Raw genomic sequence first — 21,722 nt, 5'->3', positions numbered from 1 at the left:
GAAATGACCACCACCACCGACATCGACGCCATCCGCGCCCTCATCGAGCGCAGCACGCAGGCATGGGACAGCGGCGACGGCGCCGCCTACGGCGCCTGCTTCACCGCCGACGCCACCGACATCACCTATGTCGGCACGGTCTACCACGGCGGCGAGGAGATCGGCCGCGCGCACCAGGCGCTGTTCGACAGCTTCCTGAAGGGCACGCGCCTGACCGTCGAGATCCTCGACATCCGCCGCTACGGCACGGATACCGCCGTCGTCGTGACGCGCGGCGAATCCTCGAAGCGGCAGCCGCGCAAGCTCGGAAAGCTCGCCACCTACACCGTCGTCCGCGCCACCGACGGACAGTGGCGCATCGCGGCCGTGCAGAAAACCCGGCGCAAGCCGCTGATGGAGGCGGTGTCCTTCCTGTCCCAGCCCGCCACCCGGCCGGCCGCGCACTGATGGCCGCCATCGCGGTCCTAGGCGCGACCGGACGCACCGGGCGCATGGTCGTCGACCGGGCGCTGGCCCGAGGACATCACGTCACCGCGATCGTCCGCCCGGCCACCACCGCGGCGCTCGCGCACGGCCCCACCGTGGTCACGGCCGATCCATGCGTACCAGGAGCGTTGACCGGACTGTTCGATGACCACGACGCGGTGATCTCCGCGCTCGGTGCGACCGGGCGCGGTCCCACCACGGTGTATTCCGCCGCCACCGCCCAGATCGTCGCCGCCATGCGTCCGGGCGGACGAGTTCTCGTGATCTCCTCCGCGGCGCTGGATGTCCCGGCCGACGCGGGAACGGGCGCCAGGATGCTCGCCGCCGTCCTGCGCGGGGCCATGCGGCACGTCTACTCGGACATGGCGCGCATGGAAGATCTGCTCGCACACAGTGGTCTGCGCTGGACCGCGGTCCGGCCCTCGGGACTGACCGATGCGCCTGCCTGCGGCAGTCCCCGTATCTCGCCGGGGGCGAACAGCAAGGTCGGCCCGCGCACGTCACGTGCCGACCTCGCCGACTATCTCCTCGACGCCGTCGACGACCCGCACACCTACCGGTCCGTCGTCGCCGTCTCGTCCTGATCGCCTCCTCGGGATCCCTTCCGCGTCGCAAGGGCGCACCGGGTGACCGCTCGGTCGGCACCGACGTGCTGGAGGTGTCCCGCCGTGGGTGGGTGCACGGCGCTCGCAGCGTCACCCGGCCATCGCGAGAGGGCGCCCCGCTATTCGATCGCCTTGGTGACGATGTCGTCGGCGAGGGGAGCGACCGCTGCGATGATCTCGGCCGTTACCGCGGGGTGGGCACCGGCGGCACGGAGAGCCTCGGTCAAGTGTTCGGCGACGCGATCGAAGTGGTGGCGGGTTATCCCACGACCTTGGTGGATCTGCTTCATTCCCGGCCCCCGGTACGGCGCGGGTCCGCCCAACGCGGCGGCGAAGAACTCGACTTGGCGACCCTGCACTCGCGGCAGGTTGACGCCGGTGAAGAACGGCGCCAGTTCATCGTCGGCCATGATGCGGGCATAGAGGTCCGCTACGACGACCTCGAGCGCGGCGTGGCCTCCGACTCGCTCGTACAGGGTGCCGTCGCAGGGCGTTACCGATGTTGTTTCCACGGGGGCTCCTCGAATCGCGGGCATTCGCCCCACTGAGGATACGAGATCTTTCAGCAACTTCAGTAACTATTTCACCACTTCATCGTATTGCAGGGCCTAAGAATATTCAGTCACATAGTTGCCCGAAGGCGGCACGCCGCCCGCGGCGTCGTGATCCGAAACCGAGCCCGAATCGGCGCGGACACGCCCGAACGGTTCGGTGTACCGGGCGGTTTCGTGGCTTCTGGTGGAGTGGCGGGTTGACCCGGCCCGCGCGGGCGGGCATGGTGGCCCGGTGGGTCAGGAAGAGGTTCGCCACGGGGTGGCGATGTCCAACCTCGAGCAGCCGCTGTTCGACGGGGCAGAGGCGACCAAGCGCGACCTGGTGGACTATCTCGAGGCGGTCGGGGAGCGGCTGGTGCCGGCAGTGCGGGGCCGGCCGATGTCGGTCGTGCGGATCCGGCCGGGGCAAGACGCCTTCATGCAGAAGAACTTGCCGAAATACACGCCGGAGTGGGTTCGGCGGGTGACGGTGTGGGCCGAGAGCTCGCGGCGGGAGATCTCCTACGCCTTGTGCGACGACGTGCGCACCCTTCTGTGGTTCGGTAATCAGCGTGCCGTGGAGTACCACCCCACGCTTCTGCTCGCCGACCACACGCTCGGTCCGACGCATCTGGTGCTCGACCTCGATCCGTCACCGGGGCAGACGTTCGGGCACGCCGCGCAGGCCGCGGAACTGATCCGCGCGGCACTGGCGAACGACGGATTGGCGGGCGCGGTGAAGACCAGTGGGGCCAAGGGCGTGCACGTTTTCGTGCCGGTGGAGCCGGGCACACCCGTGGACGACGCGGCCGCCGCCACCCGCGCGATCGCGGCCAGGGCCGAACGCCTCGATCCTGGCCTCGGGACCACGGCGTTCATCAAGGAAGACCGCGAGGGCAAAGTCTTCCTCGACTCGACGCGCGCGGGTGGCGCGACCGTGGTCGCGGCTTACAGTCCGCGGATCCGTCCCGGCACCCCGGTCTCCTTCCCCCTCGCGTGGTCGGAGCTCCACGACGTGACGCCGACCGATTTCACCCTGCGCACGGCGCTCGACCGGCTGGCGGACCGGGATCCTTGGCGGACCGAAATGCCCGCACCGCAACGGCTTCCGGACGACCTGATCGCCGAAGGGCACACCATCCCGGTAGCCCGGGTGCAAGCGATGCACGAGGGCAAGCGGCGCGCCCGCGCCCGCCGCGCGGCCGAGACGCCGCCGAACAGCTGACGCGCATCGATCACCTCACCTGCGTCCTCCGCAGCGCCCTCGCGTGCTCATCACACGGATCGGCAGCTGTCCTGTCGAGATATCGATCTCAGCGCGCTGAACCTGATCGGGATGTCGGGACCGCTCACCCCGGGGCAGTTGGCGGACCGGCTCGGGGTCGGTCGCGGCGGCGCTGTCACCACGGTGGTCGACCGACTGGAGCAGGCGGGGTACGTGCGGCGGCGTCGCGATGTGGAAGACCGGCGGCGGGTGCGGGTGGAACTCGTCGCGGTACGGGCGGAGGTGGCGGTGGCTCCGCTGTCCGGGGAACTCGCCGCGCTCGGCGCGGATCTGCCGCAGGACGACGCGGCACTGCTGACACTGCTGACTTTCGTGCGCGGCGTCAATGCCGCGCTGGTTCGCGCGACGAGCCGGGTCGCCGACGCGCACGCTGTCTGAACCGCCGTCGAATTGACACTTCCGGAAATGAGAATGATATTCTCATGTTGGTGCTGCCATGACAGGAGAAGAGGGCCGACATGCTGTTCGAGTTCGACGCCGACCAGCGACTATTGCGCGAGACGGCGCGTGAGGTCACCGCGAAGCAGTGCCCACCCGCTCTGATCCGTGACCTCGTGGACAAGGACCTCGAACCCGGCCCGCTGTGGCAGACGTACGTGGACATCGGCTGGACGGAACTGACGGACCCGGCCCTGAGCGTCGAATTGGCCATCGTGCTCGAAGAACTGGGACGCGCCGCCGACCCGACTCCTTTCCTGGCGTCGATGTCCCAATTCGCGCCCCTCGTTCCGGGGACGGCTCGGATCGAACAACCCTGTGCGGCAGTGTATTCCGGCGTCATGGCCAGACGTGACGGCACGGGTTGGCGGTTGGACGGCACCGCGCGCGACGTGCTCGACGGCGACCGTGCGGAGCGGCTGGCCGTGGTGACCGATGCCGGTGTGTTCGTCGTCGCGGCCGCGGCGGTGACCGCGCGCCGCACGCCGGTCTTCGATCCGGTGCTGCACGTCGCGGAGGTCGGCTTCGCCGATGTGCGAGTCACCGACGCCGACCGCAGCGAGATCGATCCGGCGCGCGCGCGTCAGCACGCGCTCACCGGGCTCGCGCTCACCACCGTCGGCGCCTGCCAGCGCATCCTCGATCTGGCCCTCGACCATGTGCGCGGCCGCCGCCAATTCGGCACGACCATCGGATCGTTCCAAGCGGTGCAGCACAAGGCGGCCGATATGCACATCGCGATCGAGCGCGCCCGCGCACTGGGATTCTTCGCCGCGCTGTGCCTGGCCGCCGACGACCCGCGGCGGCGGATGGCGGCGTCCATGGCCAAGGCCGCCGCGGGGGAGTGTCAGGCGCTGGTCTTCCGTCACGGTCTCCAACTGTTCGGCGCCATGGGCTTCACCTGGGAGAACGACCTACAGTTCGCGCTCAAGCGGGCCAAGGCGGGCGAGCTGATGCTCGGCGGCGCGGCCGAGCACCGGGCGCTGATCGCCGAGGAGTACCGTGCGGCTCACCTTTGATCCCGACGTCGAGGCGTTCCGCGCCGAGTTCGTCGCCTTTCTCACCGAACACCTCCCGAGCGAAGCCGAGGCCGCGGAGCGCTCCCGCTCCAGCGCGCACGTGCCGCACTGGGCGCGCCGCTGGCAACGTCTGCTGTTCGACAACGGCTGGCTGCTCCCGGCGAATCCGCCGGAGTTCGGTGGGCGCAATGCCACCGTGCTGCAGCAGTACGTGCATCTGGAGGAGTTGTCCAAGCGGCGGATCTACCACAGTTTCAATCCGCAGGGGGTCGGGATCGTCGCGGCCTCGCTGCTGTCGTTCGGCACCGAGGAACAGAAGCGCCGCTGGGCGGTGCCGATCCTGCGGGCCGAGATCACCGCCGCGCTCGGCATGAGCGAGCCGAACGCGGGATCCGACCTCGCCTCGCTGCGTACCAAGGCGGTACGCGAGGGGGACGAATTCGTCGTCGACGGCCAGAAGGTGTGGACCTCCGGCGCGCACGACGCCGACGTCCTGCTCACCTTCGTCCGCACCGATCCGGCGGCCCCTAAACATCGGGGAATCAGTGTGCTGCTGATCCCGACCGACGCACCGGGAGTGACGCGGCGACCGTTCCCGTCGGTGTGCTCGCCGGAGGATCTGGATTTCAACGAGGTCTACTTCGAAGGCGTCCGCGTGCCCGCGCGGAATCTGGTCGGCGCGCTGAACCAGGGCTGGTCGGTGGCCACCGGCTCGCTCGGCCACGAGCGCACGCTGTTGTGGCTGGGCTACGCCGATCGGCTGGAGGACCTGCTCGGCGACTTCCGCCCCAGGACGGTGCTCGACCGCGACGCCTACGCGAGACTCGTGATGGACACGCACGCGCTGCGATTGCTCGGATCGGCCGCCCTGGCGCGGGAGGCGCGCGGCGAGCAGGACGTGCCCGCCCTCTCGATTCTCAAGGTGCTCGGTTCGGAAGCGGTGCAATCGGCGTCGGAGCATGCGCTCGATGCCGCCGGAGTGGACGGGCTCGCCCACCCCGCGATGAGTTCGCGCCCGAATCCCTTGAATCTCGACCACTTCTCCTCGGGCTGGTTCGAGCGCTACATCCGCAGCTTCGCGGGCACCATCGCCGGTGGCACCTCGGAGATCCAGCGCACGATCATCGCCGAGCGGGTGCTCGGCCTGCCGCGCGGCTGAAGCGCGAAGACACCGCCGCCCCGAGGCTTCCGGCCGCGGAGGCGCCGGGGCGGCGGCGAGTCAGTGTTCGACCTGCACGCCGAAAGTGTTGAAGGCCATCGCCAGCGTCGTGTAACCGCCGACCGTGAACACCAGGTCCATGCGTTGCCGTTCGTCGAGACGTTCACCCAGGGCGGTCCAGGTCGCTTCGGACAGCGCCGACTTCTCCCCGAGTTCGTCCACGGCCCGTAGCAGCAGGCGGTCGAAATCGTCGTCGGCGCTCCGCTCGCCCCTCGCCGCGGCGATGTCGTCGTCGGTGAGCCCGGCCTCGGCGCCCATGCGGACATGGTGATGCCATTCGTACGCGCAGCCCCGCTGGTGGGCCACCCGGAGAATCGCGAGTTCGCGCAGTCGTGGCGCCAGCGTGGAGCCGAAGAGCAGATGGACGTTGAAGCCGAGGAAGGCCTTGGTCAGGGGCGGATGGCGCACCATCGTCGCGAGCGCGTTGCCGGCGGCCTGCGGATTTCGGCGGTGCGCGGGCAGCATCCGCGACAGCGCGGCGTCCACCGCGTCGTCCCACTGGTCCTCCGGAAGTGGGGTCACAGTCATCGGCCTTCTCCTGTTAGTTGAAAACGTCCTTCTCTATTTTGATCACTACATTTCCAAACCGGTCGGTGGTAGTCAATGCGCCAGGTAAGCGGTGGCGCCGCCCCGAAAGCGGCGGTAGCGGTCGGCGATGTTCACATCGGGCATCACCTCCCGTGGAGACAGGGTCCGATCTGTGGCAAGTATTGATTCTCACTGTTGGAGAAGATACGTTTCATTTTTGCGAGAGTGTGTTACCAAAGGGGTCGGTCACTCCCACGCGGTCATTGCCCCGCCGCTCGAGATCGGCCGACGGGCCCAGCGCAGGAGGGTGAGCATGCGATCCGGCGCACTCGGTCGCCGGGTGGCGCGCCCACGCGCGCAAGCATCTGCTGCGGTACCGGCTCGCGGTGGTCGCCGCCACCGCCGTCGACGTGGTGCGGTACGCGGGCGGCTGGCTGTGCGACCGGACGATGGCGGGCTGGGAGGTGACCGTGCTGCTCGCCGACTGCTCCGGCGCGCGGTCGCTGCAGATCCTGGGCGCCACCGTGCTCGATCTCGAGCGGTCGCTGGCCACGCCGGTGCACGACACCTGGCCGCATGCCGTCGCGGTGGCCCCGGAGTTGTTCGCGGCCGACGCCAGGGTCCGGCAGGGCGTGCTGGACTGCCTGGATCACGGCCTGATCGAAGTCGCGCTGTGGGGCGAAGAACTGCCGGAGGAGCTCGACCGCAGGCTCGATCCGGTACATCACCGGCTCAGTGTGGCCGCGCGGGCGTTCAAGGGCTGTGCGCTGACGGCGGCGGGTGCGCCGGCCTCGAACGTCGGCGCCGCGGAGGCGTTCCGCAGCGGTGAACTGCTGCTGACCGGATTGTGGGGCGGCACCGACCTCGTCGCGGTGGGCTGAACGCGAACACCGCGGGGCGGTCGAGAAGTCCGCTCATCGCGACCGATTCGGACGGGCTACGGGCCGCACCGGCGCGGAACCGGTCTCACCACCTGTGGTGACGCGGCCGCCGATCAACCCAAATTGGCCGTCAGCGGGGGCAGGTCGAGGGTGGTGCGGATGCCGGGCGGCGCGGCACACAGGTATGTGACCGCGTTGACGGCCCGGTTGGCCGCGTACCGCGGCGACGTGACGCTGAGCCCGCCCGGGTCGCCGGGATGACGCAGATCCATCTCGATCGGGGTCTCGCCGCCGATCGCCACATGCCATCCGGTCTCGCGGACCGGCCAGGCCGGCCGGAGTGCGGTCGTGCAGTACCAGGTGGACCGCAAGCGCAGCGGGACGCGGCCGCCGCCCCGTCCCGAGATGGTGATGCGTTGCGCGGCAACGGTTCCGGCCGCCAGCGTGGTGCACCCCAGCGGTACGTCGTGTTCCGCGACAGCCACCTCGCCCGCCACGTCGAACGCGTCCAAGGGCAACCGGACGGCATCGGCCACCAGTCGCAACGACGGACCGAAGGTCTGGGCGGCGTGGGCGAGCCGCTGCCGGTCGAACGGCGCCGCGGCTGCGCCGAAACCCATTGTCTCCAGGAGCAATCGCGACGTTCCCGGGTGGGTGAGGTCGACGCTCTCCTCGATCGACATGCGGTCGATCCTGCGCTGGATCGAGCTGAGCGCGACGGGAAGGGTCTCGGTGACGAAGCCGGGCGCGAAGCCGGTGCTCAGAATCGACGCCCCGCCGAACCAGCACGCGGCCTCGACGCGCGCGCACACCGCGGGGTCCACGGTGCCGGGGTGCCGCAGATCGCCGTGGGTGGTGACCACGTTGACGCCGGCCACCAGCAGGCGGCATACGTCCTCGACGTCGAACAGGCGGGGCAGGTACAGCACGCAGTCGGCGCCGAGCGCCAGGATCTCGTCGACCTCCGTGGTCGCGGCGACTCCGGTGACGCCGCCCCACCCGCACAACGCGCCCGCGTCGACGCCCGCCTTGGCCGGATCGTGCACCCGCACACCGGCGAGCACGAGGTCGGGATGATCGAGTACGGCCCGCAACGCGTGCACCCCGACGCCGCCCGTCCCCCACTGGACGACCCGGTAGCGGCCGTCTGTCCCGTTGTCACCGTGTGACTGTGGGTTCTGGTCCATCGCTGGCGTCCATTCCGTGGGTCGGGGAGGGGGCAGAAGGCTGGTCACGGCCGGAACCGGAGCAGACCGTCGTGGGCGAACGAGGCGACGAGCGCGCCGTCGGGCGTGTGAATGTCGCTCCTGCCGAAGGAGCGGCCGTGTGCGACGAGCGGGCTGTGGTGGCCCAACAGCAAGTGGGTCGAGCGCCGCCTAGACCGGGTCGAACGCTGAGATGCGCCACGTGCCGTCGGCTTTGCGCAGGGTCACCAGGACGCTGCTGGCGGCGAGGGCGGGGTCGGGTTTCTCCGCGCTCGTGGTGGTCTGGTTGATGAACACCAGGACCACGGCCTCGTCCGTCCGTAGGTCCGACACGGCCGCCCGGACGACGGTCGCGCTCGTGCGGACCGACTTCTGTTTCGCCGCAGGCACCACCACCTGCTGGGTGAACTGGCTGTAGTACGCCAGGAAGTCGCCGGTCAGAAAGGACTTCGCGGCATCGAGATCGTGGTCGATGGTCTCCGGTGCGTAGGACAACAGCGCCACCGTGCCGCGCGATGCGGCATCGAGCGCCGCCGCGGCGTCGCCATCGGTACGGTTGTCCGGCCGGTACTGCACGAAGAACAAGCAGGCGGCGGCGACAACCGACGCGACGACGAGGACGGCGAGCGCGGGCAAGGCGTATTCGGTCCGCAACACCCGGGAGAGGCGCCGCGCCTTCGGCTTCCGGCCGCCGGCTTCCGTCGTTTCGGAGGGCGGCGTATCCGGCGGCTCGGGAACGTCCTGCTTCGATTCGGCGACCGCCGCGCTGTCGGCGCTCACGGTACGAACTCGACTTTCGACATCTTGAGTTGATCTCCGTCCCGCGTCACGGTCACGCTCAGCCGCCAGGCGCGCGGCTCTTGCCGCGCCCCGGCCGAATTGGTGACCTGTGAAGTGGCGGCGACGAGAACGACCGCGGAGTTCTCGGTCATCGACTCGAGCGCGGTGGCGTTCACCTTGCCCTCGGTGGCGACCCGCGACTGCTGGATCACGGTCGTGAAATCCGCGGCACGAGTTTGGAAGTCGCCGCGAAAGGATCCGGTGGAGTTGTCCAGGACGCGCTGCACGTCCTCGTTCGCCCGGTTGAAGTCGAGCGTCGTCAAGGCGACCACCCCTTGTCGCGCGGCGGCGGTGAATTCGGCTGCGCGGCGGTCGTTCTGGGTGACGTCGCGATGGTGCTCGACCATGTATCCACTGCTCGCCAGCGCGACGGCGATCACGGCCATGGCGCCGACGGCCGGTGTGGTGCGCCCGCGAAGACGCCGGGTGAGTGTGACCTTCTGGGGCGGGAAACCGGTAACCGCGACCTTTTCGGCGGTTCCGGTCCCCGCCGAAGTGCGTGCTCGACGGCGCGACTCGGCCGCGCGCACGCGGGCGCGAGCCGCTTCGGCGCGTGCCTCGGCTGCCAGCGCCTCCGCCTCGGCTGCCTCGGCGGCCAGCGCGAGTTCCTCGGCTCGGCCGTGCGGGTCGCTTCCCTCGGCTTGGTCGTCGCCGTCCTGGACGGGTGGCGATTTCAGGGTGTGTCCGGCGCTCGGGCTCATCACCACCTCCGCGGTAGCGCAACGGAACGAGTCGGCAGAGCTGGGGCGTCGCCGGGTCTGTTGCGTCGACTGTGACGAGAATGACGTTATCACAGAAGGAAGGGTCCACTCGGAAAATGCATCTTCTTCACGGTCTGGAAACGCTATCTAACAGCATAAATATTGTTCTCCGCCTGGATGAAGGGTGTTGTAGGGGTGCGGCGGTTGCGGGGTTTCCGCAGTCGATCGGTGTCCGCCGACCGGACGCGGCGGCGCGGCACGAACCGAATCAGTCGCCCAGTGCTCGTCGCGCGGCGAGTATCGCGTGGACGGCGGAAGCGTCCGCGCCCAGCGTGGAGGCGCGGGGGCGTGGGCCGGGTGGTGGCGTCGGCGGGACAGCGGCGTGGCGGGCGTCCGCCGGGCCCGGTGGCGTCGCCGCGTACGTCGCGGCGACGGCGGCCAGCGACAACTCGATCAGCTCCCCACCGCCGCGTGCCATCGACTCGGCGACCATGCGCGCGGCTTCCAGTCCGGTGAGCGGATCGGCGAGCGCGTCGGCGCAGAAGACGGGTTCCGTTCCGCTGCCGCCGACCAGTCCGCCCGCCACCGCGGCGTCGTCGCCGAACCCGGGGCGATGGGCGTTCGCGGCGTCGGCGCCGTGCGCGGTCACCCGCAACCAGACGCGGCCGGGGCGGCTCGCGATCCGATCCGGGCCGAGCCCCCGGCGGGTCAGCGCGGCCGGGCGCGAACCTTCCAGCACCACGTCCGCGGCCGTCAGCAGCTCTCGCAATGCCGCGGCGTCGAAATCCGCGGCGTAAGAGAGCTTTCCCGCGTTCATCCAGTCGAAGAACGCGGGGGAGCCCGCTCGCGGGCCGTCGGGTCGCCGCGGGTGCTCGACCTTGACCACCGTGGCGCCGGCCGCGGCGAGCAACCGGCCGCACAGCGGACCCGCCCACATCGAGGTGAGGTCGGCCACGAGGCATCCGGCCATCGGGCGCGGACGTCCCCTGGGGCCGAGCGGGCGGACCCGCGGTGGCGCGGCATGGGCTTCGCCGAGTATGGCGGCCGGGATGTCCAGCAGCCTCGCGCGCTCGGTCACCGTGGTCGCGGGGTGACGTGCGGCCCATCGCGTCACCGCGTCCCATGGGTCCTCCGGTGGCGCCGCCGTCTCCAGCAGCGCCGGGACGGCTTCGAGATCGGCGGGGCGAGACAAAGTGAGCGCGCACCAGCCGTCCCGGGTGGCGAGCAGGCGGCTCGCCCCACCTACGGAAACGCGGCCGCGCCGGGTCGCGCCCGACAACGCGGCGCGCCCGCTCAGTTCGAGAGGAACGTCGATCCGGATCCCGGTGTGCGCGGTGAAGTCCGCGGCGACGGCCTGCGCCCTGGACAGGATTGCGGCGCGGGTGAAATCGGGCTCGCCGTCCGGCATTCCGGTCAGCCAGGCCAATCCGCCTGCGGCCCAGGCGGCCTCGGGGGACGTCCTCGTCGGCACGATCACCGAGTCCGCCCACGGGGTGCGATGGCATCGACGAGGCCCCAGACGAGCGCGGTCGACGCCGGGATGGTGCGGCCGCTGAGCACCAGATACCCCGTTCGCCAGCGGCCGATCCTGCGGGTGACGCTGACGGTGCCGCCTGCGCCGGGGATGAGCCCGAGGTCCAGTTCGGGCAGGCCGAATTCCGCACCGGGGTCGGCCACGACGGCGCCGCAGGCCGCGGCCATCTCCACTCCGCTGCCCAGTACTCGCCCGTGGACCACGGCGCGACAGGCGCGGCCGAGACGTGCGGTCACTTCGTGCAGCGCGAGCGCCGGGCTGTGGCGGGTGCGCGCCAGATGCGCGGCGGCCACGTCGGTGAAGGCGCCGAACTCGGCGAGATCGCCGCCGCTGCAGAACGAGGGGCCGTTGCCGCAGAGTTCCACGGCCAGCACCGACGGATCGAGCCGGGCGATCGCGAGTGCGTCGAGCAGGGCGGCGCGGGTGCGGTTGTCGAACGCGTTGTGCCGATGCGGCCGATCGAAGCGGATGGTCAGGGTGTGGCCGGTGCGCACGACTTCCAGCGGCTCGGCTTCCTCCGGCGGGATCGCCGCCGGTCCGCGCTCCCGCAGCCAGGCGCCGAACTCGGGCCCGCCTTGCAGCGTGGAGTACGCGAAAGACTCCGTGAGCAGACCGGTCCGCACGTCCGAGGCCTGCGCGGCGCGCAAGACGTCGTCGCAGATGGTGGCGGCCGTTGGGTGGCGCTCGAAGCGCTCGCGCAGCGCCGCGACGGACCCGTCGACGGCGGCGACGGTGACGACCCGCGGATCATCGCTGTGCGCTTCGGTCAGGGTGAAGCTGGCGTGTTCGAGCCAGTGTTCGGCCGCGGGGCCGATGGGACCGGTGGCGACCGCCACGACGACGCCGTGCGGCGCCGCGTCGGTTGCCGCATCCGGCGCCGCGGTCACCTCGATCACCCGGAACATCGGTTTCCGACCTTCCTGCGCATCGCTTTCCCTGCGGCTGAATATGTTATTCTCCGATCGAGAGAATGACAATATCGTGCGTTCGAGGACGATGGCGGAAAGGGTGCGGAATGAGCGTTTCGCTCTTGCTGGACATGGCCGCCGCGGTCAACCCGGACCGGCTCGCGGTGGTATGCGACGAGGTGCGCTGGACCGCGTCCGAACTGAGCGCGCGCGCCAGGGGCGGCGCCGCGGTGATCGCGAACTCCGGCGCTAGGAGCGTGGCTTACGTGGGCACCGGCGGCCATCTGCTTCCGCTGCTGATCTTCGCTTCGGCGGGCGCGGCGATCCCGTTCACGCCGTTGAACTATCGTCTGGCCGCCGATTCCCTGGGTGAACTGATCGCTCGGCTGGATGATCCGCTGGTGGTCTGCGACGACGAGTACCACGACATCGTGGCCGCGTTCGGCGGCAGGATCATGCGCGCGACGGCATTCGCGGAGGCGGCGGCCACCACCGATCCCCGCGCCGGCATCGAGTCGCCCGATCCGGACGAGGTGGCGGTGGTGCTGTTCACTTCCGGAACGACAGCCAAGCCGAAAGCGGTCGAGCTCTCGCACAACAATCTGGTCGGCTACATCACCGGGACCGTCGACTTCGATTCGGCCGAGCCCGCCGACGCCGCGCTGATCTGCGTGCCGCCCTACCACATCGCCGGGATCAGCGCGGCCCTGTCCAACCTGTACGCCGGGCGAACCATGGTGTATCTGCGCAACTTCGACGCCGCGCGGTGGGTGGAGCTGGCGGGCAGCGCGTCGGTCACCACCGCGACCGTGGTGCCGACCATGCTGGATCGCATCCTGACCGAACTGCAGCGCTGCGGGGCGAAACTGCCCGCTCTGCGCAATCTCGCCTACGGCGGAGCCAAGGTCGCGCTCCCGCTGGTCCGCAAGGCGCTCGACCTGCTGCCCGAGGTCGGTTTCGTGAACGCCTACGGCCTGACCGAGACCAGTTCCACCATCGCGGTTCTGGGACCGGCCGATCACCGGACGGCGCACCGGTCCGGCGACCCTGCGGTGGCGCGGCGGCTCGGTTCGGTCGGGCGTCCGGTGCCTGGCATCGAGGTGCAGATCCGCGACGACGACGGGCGGGTGCTGCCCGCCGGTGCGACGGGCGAGTTGTTCGTCCGCGGGCCGCAGGTCTCCGGGCGGTACACCGGGATCGGGTCGGTGCTGGACGAGGAAGGGTGGTTTCCCACCAAAGACGTGGCGATGCTCGACGCCGACGGCTACCTGTTCATCGGTGGCCGCGCCGACGACACGATCATTCGCGGCGGGGAGAACATCGCGCCGGCCGAGATCGAGGATGTGCTGGTCGAGCACCCCACGGTGCGCGAGGTGGCGGTCGTCGGCGTGGAGGACGCGCAGTGGGGCCAGATCATCGTGGCGGTGGTGGTGCCCGCGAACGGCGCGACACCGGACCCCGCCGCGCTGCGCGACTACGTCCGCGCCCGCCTGCGCGGCTCGCGGACGCCCGATCGGATCGTCTTCCGTGACTCGCTGCCGACGACCCCGACCGGCAAGGTGCTGCGCCGCGAACTCGCCGACGAGTACGGCCCGCAGCCGGTCGCCGAAACGTAGTCACCGTCAGGAAAGGACGACAATGGTCAAGAACGGCACTCGCCTGCGCAGCCAGGTATGCGACACCGAGGTGATCGTGGTGAAGGCCGCCGACAGTCTCGACGACCTGCGCGCAGGGGGTCTTCCGATGATCCCCATCGGAGCGGAGCGGACTCCGGGCGCCGAGCCGGTCGCGGACTACGCCGGCGGCAATCTGATGGGTAAGCGCTATGTGGACGACTCCGGCGCCGAAATCCTCGTCACCAAGGCCGGTGCCGGCACGCTCAGCGTCGGCAGCACACCGTTGGCGCTGAAGGAAGCCCAGCCGCTCCCGGCCAGCGACTGACCCTGATGCCGGACGAAATCAGAACTCGCACGAACACAAGCCCTGGCGCAGGGGCCGGGTATGGAGCGGAAGGACGCGAAACGTGACGGAATCGAAGATGCTGGTGTTCTCCAACGCCGTGGCGGGACAGGACGACGCCTTCAACGAGTGGTACGACACCCGGCATCTGGCCGAAGTGGTCCAGGTGCCCGGCGTGACGAGCGGGCAGCGGTTCGAGCTCGTTCCCGCCGCACTGCCCGGCGGCAATGCCGAAGCGCCCGCGCACCGGTATCTGGCGGTGTACGAACTGAGCGACGACCCGGACACGGTCGTGCGAGCGTTTCTGGAGCGGGCGGGCAACGGACAGATCCAACTCGACAAGGCGCTGGACGTCTCGACGCTCGCCGTGTCGGTGTGGCGCGCTCGCGGCAAAGGGCACGCTGCGGCAGAGTGTGCATGTGGGTCGCGCCGCGCCCGGTGATCGAGCAGGTCTACGAGCTTCTCCGGACACTCCGACGGACGGTGGCGTCGATACCCCGGCGGCGATCTCCCTCAGGTGGGGGCATGGCCGGCAGTGATCCCGTGGGCGCAGAAGCTCCAAACCTCTTCTGGCGTGAGCGGTTTCGCGCCGGGGTCCGCGTTGGCGGGCTGCGAGGTGAACATCACGGTGTGCATGATCATCGCGGCGAGGCGGCGGGGGTTGGCGGTGGCGGTCAGCCTGCCCGCCGTCTGCGCCTCCGTCATCAACTCGGTGAACAGCCCGAACAGCGACGCGTGCGCCATGCGGACCTGCGCGGGATGCGAACCGAGCAGCCGGCGGGAGAACTCGGTGAACAGCGGTCGGCGCGCGTCCGGATCCGGCCGGCACAGATGGAACAGCAGCTCGACCGCGGTCCGCAGCCGGTCCAGCGGTTCGCCGCTGTTGACCGTGGCCGCGCGGATCTGCTCGACGGTGCGGCCGAGCGCGTCCTCGTACAAGGCGAGCAGGAGTTCGTGTTTGCCGTCGAACTGCAGGTAGAAGCTGCGCAGCGATTGCCGTGACCGGTCGACGACCTCCTGCACCGTGAAGTCCGTACTGCCCTTCTCGGTGATGATCGCCTGCGCCGCGTCCAGGAACCGTTGCACGCGCTGGCCCGCGCGCAGCTTCGCTGTGCGTAGCGACCGCTCCACGGCGCGCTGCTTCCAGGCGGGCTCGCCCCGCCCATCGACATCGGTCATGGCCGCCGCGTCCCGCGTGCCGACGCGCACGCCCTCGGCCGCGCCCGGTCCGTCCATGCCCGGTACTCGCTCGGAACCATCGTTTTTCCTCTACCCGTGTGGCATCGTCGCGGTGAAACTAATATTATCGTTGAAGAAGAATCATATTCTCAAAGTGGTGAGATGGAAGTATTTCCGGCGGTAGTCGATGCGGGCGGCCGGATGTTGCTGGAGCATCGCGCGACGATCGCGAAGGAGTACCGTGCAACTGAGTTTCGACGACGACGTGGAAGCGTTCCGCGCCGAGTTCGCCGAGTTCCTCGACCGGCACCTGCCGCCGGAATCCGCTGCGGGCGAACGCCCTCGGTCGACCTCGCACATTCCCGAATGGGCGCGCCGGTGGCAGCGGCTGCTGTTCGACAACGGCTGGCTGGTGCCAGGCCATCCGCCGGAGTTCGGCGGCCGCAACGCCGGGATCCTGCAGCAGTATGTGCACCGCGAGGAACTGGCCGGGCGCGGAATCTACGAGAACTTCAATCCGCAGGGCGTCGGCATCGTCGCCGCGTCGCTGATCACGTTCGGGACGCCCGAGCAGCAGCGGCGCTGGGCGGTGCCCATCCTGCGTGGAGACCGCACCGCATCACTCGGGATGAGCGAGCCGGAAGCCGGTTCGGATCTGGCCGGTCTGCGCACCAGGGCGGTCCTGCGCGACGACCGTTTCGTGGTGGACGGGCACAAGATCTGGACCTCGGGCGCGCACGATGCCGACGTCCTGCTCGCGTTCGTGCGGACCGATCCGGACGCGCCGAAGCACCGCGGCATCTCGGCCCTGCTCATCCCGACCGATCTGCCCGGAGTGCGTCGCAGGCCGTTCGCCTCGGTCTGCGCTCCGGACGACCTCGACTTCAACGAAGTGTTCCTCACCGAGGTGGAAGTACCGGCCGAAAACCTGGTCGGCGAGCTGAACAAGGGCTGGCAGGTGGCCAACGGATCGCTCGGGCACGAGCGCACACTGCTGTGGCTCGGCTTCGCCGACCGGCTGGACGGCCTGCTGGCCGACTTCCGGCCGGAAACTGCTGTGGCCGCCGATCGCTACGCCAGTCTCGTCCTCGACGCGCACGCGCTGCGCCTGCTCGGATCGAGCGCGCTGGCCAAGGCCGCGCGCGGCGAGGACGCCGGTCCCGGACTCTCGGTGCTGAAACTGCTCGGCTCCGAAGCGGTGCAACGCGGAGCCGAACACGCGTTGGCGGCGGCGGGGTCGAGGGGACTGACGCACCCGGACGTCACCGCACGCCACAGCGCGTTCACCCTGGAGCAGACCGCGCCGGGCTGGTTCGAGCGCTTCGTGCGCAGTTTCGCGGGCACCATCGCGGGCGGCACGTCGGAGATCCAGCGCAACATCATCGCCGAGCGCAATTTGGGACTGCCCCGGCGGTGACGGCGCCGCCGATGTTCCGGGGATCGACCGGCGATCGCGTTGCGCGCCTGGTCTGTTCGTCCCGGCACGGCCGGTGGACGCAGGCCGCCCGCCCGGATCACTCGCTGAGCGAGATGGCCGCGCGCGGGCATTGCGCCACCGCGTCCCGCACGCGCGCTTCGACCTCCGGGGTCGCTTCCGGCCGCAGGACGTGCAGTTCGTCCTGGTCGTCGAGGTCGAACACCTCGGGAACGATGCCCGTGCAGATGCCGTTGCTCTCGCAGGCCTGATAGTCGATTTCGATTCTCATCGCGCCGCCTTCGTCTGTCGGTGTGCCCGGCCCGCCGTGGGAGCTACGGATGTGGTGGGCGACGTGGCGCCGCCGCGGATCGGCAGCGCGGTACACGTTCATCGAGGCGGCTCCTGCTGCGCCGAGGTGTCCGCCGAAGACGCCGACGCAGTGCCGGATTCGGGCTCCGGCATGGCGATGATGGCGTGCGCGGGGCAATCCAGCAGGGCGCGCGACACCGCGTCCTGATCGGCGGCCGCCACGACGCCGGTACCCTCCAGCGACGCGTAACCCCAGTCGTCGAGCGAGAAATGCGCGGGCGCGTGTGCGGCGCACAGGCCGAATCCGTCGCACAGCGTCCGGTCGAGCCGAATCCTCATGAGGCGGACGCCGCTTCCACGCCGAAGGGCCGCTCGGCCGGGTGGACGCCGCGGGCGCAGGTGGGGCACCGGCCTTCCAGATGCGCGGTCACCTCCGCGGTGAACCGCGCCAGCAGAGTGGCGGTGGCGTTGGCCGCGCCGTCCAGCGTTGCGCAGGCGCCGCGGCCGCGCAGCACCACCGACCATCGCCGCAACCGGTCGACGTCGGCGGCGGTGGCCGTCCCGTCGCGCAGCGCGGTGGCCGCGGCCGCCATCGCGGCGGTGCCGTTGAAGCAGGATCCGCACTGGCCGGCGTTCTCACGGTCGAAGTAGCTCAGTACCGCCGCGGCGACCGCGACGGGGCATTCGGCGGTGATCAGCGATATCGCGCCGCAGCCGAGCCCGCTGCCGAGCGCGCGCAGCGATTCGTGGTCCAGGGTGGCCGTCAGCACCGAGCGGTCCACCATGCCCGCGAAATAGCCGCCCGTCATGGCACCGCGCACCTGGTCCGGCGCGACGCCGTGCAGGGCGAGCAGGTCGGCGAATCTCGTGCCGTGCGGCAGCTCGTAGAGCGCGGGCGGCCGCCCGGCGCCGGTGACGGTGGCCAGGAAGGTCCCTGGGGAATGCGCCGTGCCCACACTGCGGAACGCCGCACCGCCGTGCCGTTGGACGAACGGCAGATGCGCCAAGGTCTCCACGTTGCCGACCATCGTCGGCAGCCCGTCCACACCCTGCTGGAACGGGCGCGGCGGCTTGTCGGACGGCTTCGCCGGGCCGCCGTTGATCGCCCGGATCGCCGCCGTCTCCTCTCCGGCGACATATGCCGGGTCCACGGTGACCAATTCGACGGCGATCTCTGCGATCCCGGCCCGGTCGAGTTCGGCCAGAGCGGCGTCGACGCGGCGCGCGGATGCCGGATCCGAGACGTAGACATAGGCGCGCCGCGCGCCGACGATCCCGGCCGCGAGGCGCAACCCGTCCAGCACCAGGTGTGGGCGGTGGCGCATCAGCCATTTGTCCTTGATCGAGGCGGGCTCGCCTTCCTCGCCGTTGGCCACGACGACGGTTTCGCGCCCGCGTAGACCGGCGTCGCGCACCCCGGCGAGCTTGACGGCGATGGGGAACGCCGCGCCGCCGCGGCCGAGCAGCCCGCTGCGGCGCACTTCCGCCAGCACCGCGTCCGCGGAATGCAGCCGCCGATAGCCCCCGGCTTCCCGATAGGCGGCCAGATCCTCGCCGCCGTCGCTCATCCGCAGCAGGCGCGGCACGCAGCCGGGCGCCGCGGCCACGGTGAGCCCCGGGACCGGCTCGACAATTTCTTGCATGGCAACCTCTTCCGGCTGAATCTCGAGCGAGGGACGCGACGTCGTCGCATGGCGGCGGTTAGGCTTTCCGCCATGAGGACCGCGGTGCTGCGTATCAATGTCGACCCGGACGGGCAGCTCACCGCGGCACAGCTGGCGGACGGGACGACCCGGTTGCGCGCACAGGCCGCCTCGATCGCGGCGCAGCTTCCGGACGACGATCTGGCGGCGAAACCCGCGCGACGGCGGGAAGTCCAGTTGCTGGTCGAGACCGACGATTCCGCCGCCGTGATGGACGCGGCGATCCGGGTGTGTGCCGCGGCGTTCGGCACCGCGCCTGCGCCCGGTGTGGTGACCTTCGTCAGCCGCGGGACCGATGACGACGCACGCGGCGTGCTCGCCGGTTTCGGCGTGACCGGCGAGATCACCCGCTCGCTGGACGCCGACGGTTTCGACGTGGTGTCGGTGACGCTGCGCGCGTCCGATCTGGAGCGGGTGCCAGAGAGCCGGATCCACACCGCGCTGGAGGCGTCGCTGAACTGCGAGGTCCGGATTCACACCCGCTGAGCGACGCGGGCGCAGCCCTGGCATCGATCGCGCGGGCATCAGCCGTCCAGGAACTTCAGGATCGCAGGGGCCGCAAGCACCCAGGTGTCGAACATGTTGTAGTGCGTCGCTCTTCCGCTCGCGCGGTCCTCCATCGCGCGTTCCCAGGCGTCCTCCGGCCAGGGCGGATCGATCAGCGTCGAGCCCTCGATCAGGCAGCTCACCTCGAGCGAGGTGCGCTTGGGATGGTCCAGATCGCCTGCGCCGCCACGGATGATCAACGTGGGGACCCGGATGCGATCGAACATCTCGTCGTCCACCCCGGGGATCGTCTGTCCCGGTTTCGGGACGTAGGCGCCGAGCCAGCGCAACGACAACTTGACGAACTCGTCGCGATCCAGGCCCAGCAGGCGCCGTTCGTTGGCGGGGTTCTTGGCGATGCGTTCGCGCCACTCCCGCAGCAGCGGCAGGCCCGCGACCCCGCTGCTGCGCACCACCTGCAAGCTGGGCAGCACGTAATAGGCTCCCAGATTGAACATTCCGTAGACGCCGCCCACGATGTTCCACAGCGCCAGTTTGGCGACCCGCTCGGGGTAGAGCATCGCGGTGAGCATCGAGTCGCGCGCGCCGCCGGAGCCACCCGCGAGCACGCAGGGACCCGCGCCCAGCGCGGCGAGCAAGCCGCCGAGCGTCGCCGCTCGCATGTGCGATTCCGTCTGCCCGTAGAACTGCACGTCGGAGGCGCCGCAGTTGGGGCGGTCCCACAGCAGCACCGACCGGCCGCCCGCGACGAGCGCTTCGGCCAGCGGACGCAAGCCGGGCACGTCCATGCCGAACCGGCCACCCGGGGTCAGGACGACGAGTTCGCCGCCGTCGCCGAGGATCTCGTACACCACCTTGCCGCCGTTGATCTCCACCGAGGACACCCGGCCCGCGCCGGTCCCGCTGCTCACGCGGCCCGCCTCAAGCCATGACCACGACGTCGTCGCCGACGACACGGACGGGGTAGGTACGGATGCTCCATTCGGGTTTCACCGCTGTGGTGCCGGTCGCGAGTTCGAAACCCCATTGGTGCCACGGGCAGTAGATGAATTCCTTGTCCCGCACCATCACCGCGTCCCCGGGGACGGACTCGTCGACGACGGTGCGCCCGCGGGCGCGGCCGGCGCAGAGCGGGCCGCCCTCGTGCGGGCAGTAGTTGGCGATGGCGTAGAAGGTTCCGCCGACGTTGTAGACGCCGACACCGTGCCGGCCGATCGGCACCACCTTGGACGATCCCGGCGGGATCTCGTCCACGGTGGCGACGACGTGCTCGCGCCCTTGGGCCAGCCGTGGCGGCTGGGATTCCTCCGGCATTCAGAACACCCGCCTCTGGCCGTCGATGGCGGGCACCGTCTCGGGGAGGTGATAGGTCTCGATGCCGTTGCGGTACATCACGCGGTCGCGTGCGTACCCGGGAAGATGCTTGACCAGCCAGCGGGGATCGTCGAAGGTCCAGTGCGGGTAGTCCGAAGAGTACAGCAGGATCCTGTCGGCCTCCATCCATTCGAACGCCCTGGTGAGTTCGGTCTTGTCCTCCGGATAGTCCAGCGGCTGGGTGGTGAACTTGATGTGCTCCTTGACGTAGTCCGACGGCTTGCGCCGGATCCCTGTCCACGACTTGCGCGCTGCGTAGATCGCGTCCATCCGCCACATCAAGGGCAGGATCCAGGTGAAGGCGTGCTCGACGAACACGATCCGCAATGCCGGGAAGCGGTCGAACACCCCGTCGAAGATCAGGCTCATGATCTGGTTGGCCGCCAACAGCGAGTACGTGACCATGAAATCGTGGTTGTAGCTGGGGAAACCGACCGGCGGCATGGGCATCGTCTCGTACGCGCCACGGCCGAGATGGCAACTGACCACCAGGTCGTGCTTTGTCGCGGCCGCCCAGATCGGGTCGTATTTCGGGTCGCCCCAGGCCGGTCGAGGTTCGGCCTTGATGAGGATCTGCGCCATATACGGGTGCCCGGCCCAGTGCTCGATCTCGCGGACCGCGCCCGGCGGGTCGTCGATCGCCGCGCAGATCGAACCGCGCCAGCGCTGGTGCCAGTTGTTCTTCGAGTCCAGCCAGTGCTCGGCCAGCCAGTGGTTGACGCCCGTGGCCAGCGCCTGCGTGGCCTCGGGCAGGCGCGCGGCCTTGACCGTCGGCTCCAGGATCGCGATGTCCGAACCGGCTTCGACGATCAACTGCCGGAAGGCCAGCTCCGGGTCGCTGCCGGCGAATTCGCCGTCGGCGGGGAAGGTGTCCACCCGCATCGCGTAGGAATGCGCGTAATCGGGGGCGTCGTAGACGATCGTCTCGCCGACCCGGTGACTGAGGAAATAGGAGCTGCGGTACGGCTCGGGGATGTGCTCGACGAGTTCGCCGCGGCGTGGCACGGGGTGCACGTCCGAGTCGACGACCCGGACGGCGACCTGCTCGGGCGCCGGGGCGCGGTGCTGCTGGTGGGCCAGCCTCATGGTCGT

The 21,722-nt window shown here is 70.0% G+C and carries 26 protein-coding genes; 12 read left to right on the top strand and 14 right to left on the bottom strand.

What is annotated here, in order from left to right:
- The first annotated feature begins 3 nt into the window (after positions 1–3).
- Complete coding sequence (locus tag ACH49X_RS18470; RefSeq protein WP_357205826.1) at positions 4–447, top strand: SgcJ/EcaC family oxidoreductase; 444 nt, start codon at positions 4–6, stop codon at positions 445–447.
- Complete coding sequence (locus ACH49X_RS18465) at positions 447–1,070, top strand: NAD(P)H-binding protein (RefSeq protein ID WP_357103275.1); 624 nt, start codon at positions 447–449, stop codon at positions 1,068–1,070. Before ACH49X_RS18470 ends, ACH49X_RS18465 begins: the two co-directional genes overlap by 1 nt.
- Positions 1,071–1,210: 140 nt before the next feature.
- Here ACH49X_RS18465 and ACH49X_RS18460 read toward each other — a convergent pair whose 3' ends face one another.
- Complete coding sequence (locus ACH49X_RS18460) at positions 1,211–1,603, bottom strand: group 1 truncated hemoglobin (RefSeq protein ID WP_323124082.1); 393 nt, start codon at positions 1,601–1,603, stop codon at positions 1,211–1,213.
- 274 nt (positions 1,604–1,877) lie between these two features.
- Here ACH49X_RS18460 and ACH49X_RS18455 point away from each other — a divergent pair, with 274 nt between their 5' ends.
- The 4 genes from ACH49X_RS18455 to ACH49X_RS18440 all read left to right on the top strand — a co-directional run bounded on the left by ACH49X_RS18455 (position 1,878) and on the right by ACH49X_RS18440 (position 5,525).
- Entirely contained in the window at positions 1,878–2,849 is a 972-nt protein-coding gene (locus tag ACH49X_RS18455; RefSeq protein ID WP_195079124.1) for a DNA polymerase domain-containing protein, read from the top strand.
- 9 nt (positions 2,850–2,858) lie between these two features.
- Entirely contained in the window at positions 2,859–3,287 is a 429-nt protein-coding gene (locus ACH49X_RS18450) for a MarR family transcriptional regulator (RefSeq protein WP_357205908.1), read from the top strand.
- An 80-nt stretch (positions 3,288–3,367) separates the two neighbouring features.
- Positions 3,368–4,366, top strand: a complete 999-nt coding sequence (locus ACH49X_RS18445) for an acyl-CoA dehydrogenase family protein (RefSeq protein ID WP_357205823.1) — start codon at positions 3,368–3,370, stop codon at positions 4,364–4,366.
- Entirely contained in the window at positions 4,350–5,525 is a 1,176-nt protein-coding gene (locus ACH49X_RS18440; RefSeq protein ID WP_357205820.1) for an acyl-CoA dehydrogenase family protein, read from the top strand. Before ACH49X_RS18445 ends, ACH49X_RS18440 begins: the two co-directional genes overlap by 17 nt.
- Positions 5,526–5,585: 60 nt before the next feature.
- Here ACH49X_RS18440 and ACH49X_RS18435 read toward each other — a convergent pair whose 3' ends face one another.
- Positions 5,586–6,113 carry a carboxymuconolactone decarboxylase family protein gene (locus ACH49X_RS18435; protein ID WP_195079128.1) on the bottom strand — a complete coding sequence of 176 codons (528 nt, stop codon included), beginning with the start codon at positions 6,111–6,113 and terminating at the stop codon, positions 5,586–5,588.
- A 368-nt stretch (positions 6,114–6,481) separates the two neighbouring features.
- Between ACH49X_RS18435 and ACH49X_RS18430 the strand changes: the two genes are divergently transcribed.
- Positions 6,482–6,994 carry a hypothetical protein gene (locus ACH49X_RS18430; RefSeq protein ID WP_357103566.1) on the top strand — a complete coding sequence of 171 codons (513 nt, stop codon included), beginning with the start codon at positions 6,482–6,484 and terminating at the stop codon, positions 6,992–6,994.
- A 113-nt stretch (positions 6,995–7,107) separates the two neighbouring features.
- Here ACH49X_RS18430 and ACH49X_RS18425 read toward each other — a convergent pair whose 3' ends face one another.
- The 5 genes from ACH49X_RS18425 to ACH49X_RS18405 form a co-directional block, all read right to left on the bottom strand.
- On the bottom strand, positions 7,108–8,181 hold the full coding sequence (locus tag ACH49X_RS18425; RefSeq protein ID WP_357205817.1) for a dihydrodipicolinate reductase: 1,074 nt from the start codon (positions 8,179–8,181) through the stop codon (positions 7,108–7,110).
- A 189-nt stretch (positions 8,182–8,370) separates the two neighbouring features.
- Positions 8,371–8,979, bottom strand: a complete 609-nt coding sequence (locus ACH49X_RS18420) for a twin-arginine translocation pathway signal (RefSeq protein ID WP_357205814.1) — start codon at positions 8,977–8,979, stop codon at positions 8,371–8,373.
- The gene (locus ACH49X_RS18415) at positions 8,976–9,740 is read right to left on the bottom strand and encodes a hypothetical protein (protein ID WP_357205812.1); all 765 of its coding nucleotides are present in this window, start codon (positions 9,738–9,740) and stop codon (positions 8,976–8,978) included. Before ACH49X_RS18415 ends, ACH49X_RS18420 begins: the two co-directional genes overlap by 4 nt.
- Before the next feature lie 268 nt (positions 9,741–10,008).
- Positions 10,009–11,148 (bottom strand): CoA transferase, encoded by a 1,140-nt coding sequence (locus tag ACH49X_RS18410; protein WP_357205905.1) that lies wholly within the window; start codon positions 11,146–11,148, stop codon positions 10,009–10,011.
- 65 nt (positions 11,149–11,213) lie between these two features.
- Complete coding sequence (locus ACH49X_RS18405; protein ID WP_195079131.1) at positions 11,214–12,179, bottom strand: enoyl-CoA hydratase/isomerase family protein; 966 nt, start codon at positions 12,177–12,179, stop codon at positions 11,214–11,216.
- 110 nt (positions 12,180–12,289) lie between these two features.
- On the opposite strand from ACH49X_RS18405, the gene ACH49X_RS18400 reads away from it, so the two are divergent.
- The 3 genes from ACH49X_RS18400 to ACH49X_RS18390 all read left to right on the top strand — a co-directional run bounded on the left by ACH49X_RS18400 (position 12,290) and on the right by ACH49X_RS18390 (position 14,583).
- The gene (locus tag ACH49X_RS18400) at positions 12,290–13,798 is read left to right on the top strand and encodes a fatty acid--CoA ligase family protein (protein ID WP_357205809.1); all 1,509 of its coding nucleotides are present in this window, start codon (positions 12,290–12,292) and stop codon (positions 13,796–13,798) included.
- Between the two features lie 22 nt (positions 13,799–13,820).
- Complete coding sequence (locus ACH49X_RS18395; protein ID WP_195079133.1) at positions 13,821–14,123, top strand: hypothetical protein; 303 nt, start codon at positions 13,821–13,823, stop codon at positions 14,121–14,123.
- A gap of 82 nt (positions 14,124–14,205) precedes the next feature.
- Entirely contained in the window at positions 14,206–14,583 is a 378-nt protein-coding gene (locus ACH49X_RS18390; RefSeq protein ID WP_357103242.1) for a hypothetical protein, read from the top strand.
- A gap of 71 nt (positions 14,584–14,654) precedes the next feature.
- Here the strand turns inward: ACH49X_RS18390 and ACH49X_RS18385 are convergent, their stop codons facing one another.
- The gene (locus tag ACH49X_RS18385) at positions 14,655–15,320 is read right to left on the bottom strand and encodes a TetR/AcrR family transcriptional regulator (protein WP_357205902.1); all 666 of its coding nucleotides are present in this window, start codon (positions 15,318–15,320) and stop codon (positions 14,655–14,657) included.
- Between the two features lie 241 nt (positions 15,321–15,561).
- On the opposite strand from ACH49X_RS18385, the gene ACH49X_RS18380 reads away from it, so the two are divergent.
- Entirely contained in the window at positions 15,562–16,737 is a 1,176-nt protein-coding gene (locus tag ACH49X_RS18380) for an acyl-CoA dehydrogenase family protein (protein WP_357205806.1), read from the top strand.
- Positions 16,738–16,834: 97 nt separating this feature from the next.
- Here the strand turns inward: ACH49X_RS18380 and ACH49X_RS18375 are convergent, their stop codons facing one another.
- From ACH49X_RS18375 to ACH49X_RS18365, 3 genes are all read right to left on the bottom strand, one after another.
- Positions 16,835–17,026, bottom strand: a complete 192-nt coding sequence (locus ACH49X_RS18375; protein ID WP_357103236.1) for a ferredoxin — start codon at positions 17,024–17,026, stop codon at positions 16,835–16,837.
- Between the two features lie 98 nt (positions 17,027–17,124).
- The gene (locus ACH49X_RS18370; RefSeq protein WP_357205803.1) at positions 17,125–17,385 is read right to left on the bottom strand and encodes a ferredoxin; all 261 of its coding nucleotides are present in this window, start codon (positions 17,383–17,385) and stop codon (positions 17,125–17,127) included.
- Positions 17,382–18,689, bottom strand: coding sequence for an NADH-ubiquinone oxidoreductase-F iron-sulfur binding region domain-containing protein (locus ACH49X_RS18365; protein WP_357205800.1), 1,308 nt, complete (start codon positions 18,687–18,689; stop codon positions 17,382–17,384). Before ACH49X_RS18365 ends, ACH49X_RS18370 begins: the two co-directional genes overlap by 4 nt.
- Before the next feature lie 72 nt (positions 18,690–18,761).
- Between ACH49X_RS18365 and ACH49X_RS18360 the strand changes: the two genes are divergently transcribed.
- Positions 18,762–19,235: a hypothetical protein gene (locus ACH49X_RS18360; protein WP_195079138.1), complete on the top strand. Its 474-nt coding sequence runs from the start codon at positions 18,762–18,764 to the stop codon at positions 19,233–19,235.
- A 38-nt stretch (positions 19,236–19,273) separates the two neighbouring features.
- Here the strand turns inward: ACH49X_RS18360 and ACH49X_RS18355 are convergent, their stop codons facing one another.
- Genes ACH49X_RS18355 through ACH49X_RS18345 form a run of 3 tightly spaced genes read right to left on the bottom strand, consistent with a single transcriptional unit; the run spans position 19,274 to position 21,716 of the window.
- Entirely contained in the window at positions 19,274–20,140 is an 867-nt protein-coding gene (locus tag ACH49X_RS18355; protein ID WP_357205900.1) for an alpha/beta hydrolase, read from the bottom strand.
- Between the two features lie 37 nt (positions 20,141–20,177).
- A complete protein-coding gene (locus ACH49X_RS18350) occupies positions 20,178–20,570 on the bottom strand; it encodes a Rieske (2Fe-2S) protein (protein WP_195079139.1) in 393 nt (130 codons plus the stop codon).
- On the bottom strand, positions 20,571–21,716 hold the full coding sequence (locus ACH49X_RS18345; RefSeq protein WP_357205797.1) for an amidohydrolase family protein: 1,146 nt from the start codon (positions 21,714–21,716) through the stop codon (positions 20,571–20,573).
- Between the last annotated feature and the right edge of the window lie 6 nt (positions 21,717–21,722).

This window comes from Nocardia sp. NPDC019323, from assembly GCF_044389845.1.
Lineage (GTDB): Bacteria > Actinomycetota > Actinomycetes > Mycobacteriales > Mycobacteriaceae > Nocardia > Nocardia implantans.
Note: the sequence above shows the minus strand (reverse complement) of the source record. Positions and strands in the feature narration are given on the sequence as shown.

What these genes read in the sequence shown, in the direction of transcription:
- ACH49X_RS18470 (WP_357205826.1), top strand. Translation starts at nt 4, where the DNA reads ATGACCACCACCACCGACATCGACGCCATCCGCGCCCTCATCGAGCGC.
- ACH49X_RS18465 (WP_357103275.1), top strand. Translation starts at nt 447, where the DNA reads ATGGCCGCCATCGCGGTCCTAGGCGCGACCGGACGCACCGGGCGCATG.
- ACH49X_RS18445 (WP_357205823.1), top strand. Translation starts at nt 3,368, where the DNA reads ATGCTGTTCGAGTTCGACGCCGACCAGCGACTATTGCGCGAGACGGCG.
- ACH49X_RS18435 (WP_195079128.1), bottom strand. Translation starts at nt 6,113, where the DNA reads ATGACTGTGACCCCACTTCCGGAGGACCAGTGGGACGACGCGGTGGAC.
- ACH49X_RS18425 (WP_357205817.1), bottom strand. Translation starts at nt 8,181, where the DNA reads ATGGACCAGAACCCACAGTCACACGGTGACAACGGGACAGACGGCCGC.
- ACH49X_RS18415 (WP_357205812.1), bottom strand. Translation starts at nt 9,740, where the DNA reads ATGAGCCCGAGCGCCGGACACACCCTGAAATCGCCACCCGTCCAGGAC.
- ACH49X_RS18410 (WP_357205905.1), bottom strand. Translation starts at nt 11,148, where the DNA reads ATGCCGGACGGCGAGCCCGATTTCACCCGCGCCGCAATCCTGTCCAGG.
- ACH49X_RS18405 (WP_195079131.1), bottom strand. Translation starts at nt 12,179, where the DNA reads ATGTTCCGGGTGATCGAGGTGACCGCGGCGCCGGATGCGGCAACCGAC.
- ACH49X_RS18400 (WP_357205809.1), top strand. Translation starts at nt 12,290, where the DNA reads ATGAGCGTTTCGCTCTTGCTGGACATGGCCGCCGCGGTCAACCCGGAC.
- ACH49X_RS18395 (WP_195079133.1), top strand. Translation starts at nt 13,821, where the DNA reads ATGGTCAAGAACGGCACTCGCCTGCGCAGCCAGGTATGCGACACCGAG.
- ACH49X_RS18385 (WP_357205902.1), bottom strand. Translation starts at nt 15,320, where the DNA reads ATGACCGATGTCGATGGGCGGGGCGAGCCCGCCTGGAAGCAGCGCGCC.
- ACH49X_RS18375 (WP_357103236.1), bottom strand. Translation starts at nt 17,026, where the DNA reads ATGAGAATCGAAATCGACTATCAGGCCTGCGAGAGCAACGGCATCTGC.
- ACH49X_RS18370 (WP_357205803.1), bottom strand. Translation starts at nt 17,385, where the DNA reads ATGAGGATTCGGCTCGACCGGACGCTGTGCGACGGATTCGGCCTGTGC.
- ACH49X_RS18365 (WP_357205800.1), bottom strand. Translation starts at nt 18,689, where the DNA reads ATGCAAGAAATTGTCGAGCCGGTCCCGGGGCTCACCGTGGCCGCGGCG.
- ACH49X_RS18360 (WP_195079138.1), top strand. Translation starts at nt 18,762, where the DNA reads ATGAGGACCGCGGTGCTGCGTATCAATGTCGACCCGGACGGGCAGCTC.
- ACH49X_RS18350 (WP_195079139.1), bottom strand. Translation starts at nt 20,570, where the DNA reads ATGCCGGAGGAATCCCAGCCGCCACGGCTGGCCCAAGGGCGCGAGCAC.
- ACH49X_RS18345 (WP_357205797.1), bottom strand. Translation starts at nt 21,716, where the DNA reads ATGAGGCTGGCCCACCAGCAGCACCGCGCCCCGGCGCCCGAGCAGGTC.